Here is a 1136-nt window from a genome sequence, read left to right as displayed (position 1 = left end):
TCGGCAATATTGCCTTCCATAACCTTCTGCTGCTTGAGCACGTCCTCGATGCGGGCGTTCTCGATGTCGAAATTGGCGTCGCCGATCTTCTTGTCGGCGGTGGCAAGTTTGTCGAGCACGGCGCCGGACTGGTCTATCTTGGTGCGCATGTCCTGGACGACCTGCTTGGTCCTGGCAATTTCGGCATCGAAATTCTGCAATGTCGCCATAAGGGCCTCCCGCTCCGGCATCAGGTCGCTGATTGCGAACAGCGGCGAATATATGTGGGGCTTCAGGGGATTGAAAGACGTGAAGACAGGGGCGCTTCGAAAACAAAAACGTTGCCCACGCCCTTGAAACGCAATCGATCCGCGATCATGGCGAAAGGATCGTTTGGAATACGCGTGGTTCAACTGTCATTGAACTTCAACGTCGGCGGATGTCGGCCAGGCATTCAGTCCCCCGCTGCCACGAATGCCTGAAATCCGACGGAGCATTGAGCGCGGTGAGGACGGTGGCAGCTCGGCGTCCATCGCGGGGACGGAATAATCCTGGCTCAGGGCTTGGGATCGGCCTTCAGATAAGCGATGACATTGGCGATGTCCTCGTCGCTGCTCAGGCCGGCAAAGGCCATCTTGTTACCGGGCACTTTTTGCCGCGGCGCCTTCAGATACTCGGCGAGGTTGGCCTCGTCCCAGACGAGACCGGCGGCGCCTGCACTCTTCATCGCTTCGGAGTAATGGCCGAGGAAGCTCTCGGCACTGCCGGCGGCGCGGCCGACGACACCCATCAGATGCGGGCCGACCTTGTCGCGATCGCTCGCTGCTTCATGGCAGGCCATGCATCGGTTGAAGACCCTCTTGCCCAGTGCCGGATCGCCGCCGGCATGGGCGGCAAGGACGCCGGAAAGCAGAAAGGCTGCGGCAGACGAAGCGGCTCGAAACATGGCTATCCCCGACGAGTTCTGGCTGGAACGAGAGGACGCAGAATAGGACCGGGGCCTTAACAAACGCTGGCTCGTGGCGAGATTGCGAAAGCCGATCGATGGCGGCAAGTGTGGCGGCCGTGATGCCACAGCCCGGTCAAGGCGCGACAAAGCCGATGAAATCGTCGGGGGCGGCGCGACCCATTTCTTCTTCCCAATGGCGACGGCAGAG

Annotated in this window: 1 protein-coding gene and 2 pseudogenes; all 3 read right to left on the bottom strand. The window is 60.6% G+C overall.

Going from position 1 to position 1136, the window contains the following annotated elements; translation table 11 throughout:
* Positions 1–209: pseudogene (locus FJ980_RS33260) on the bottom strand (hypothetical protein); the annotation flags it as partial.
* Between the two features lie 326 nt (positions 210–535).
* On the bottom strand, positions 536–925 hold the full coding sequence (locus FJ980_RS33255) for a cytochrome c family protein (protein ID WP_140547627.1): 390 nt from the start codon (positions 923–925) through the stop codon (positions 536–538).
* A gap of 136 nt (positions 926–1061) precedes the next feature.
* Positions 1062–1136, bottom strand: a pseudogene (locus tag FJ980_RS36020) (thymidine kinase); the annotation flags it as partial.

Origin of the sequence: Mesorhizobium sp. B1-1-5 (assembly GCF_006443065.1) — a bacterium.
Classification (GTDB): domain Bacteria; phylum Pseudomonadota; class Alphaproteobacteria; order Rhizobiales; family Rhizobiaceae; genus Mesorhizobium.
Note: the sequence above shows the minus strand (reverse complement) of the source record. Positions and strands in the feature narration are given on the sequence as shown.

Coding starts and splice junctions, on each gene's coding strand:
- FJ980_RS33255 (WP_140547627.1), bottom strand. CDS start 925: ATGTTTCGAGCCGCTTCGTCTGCCGCAGCCTTTCTGCTTTCCGGCGTC.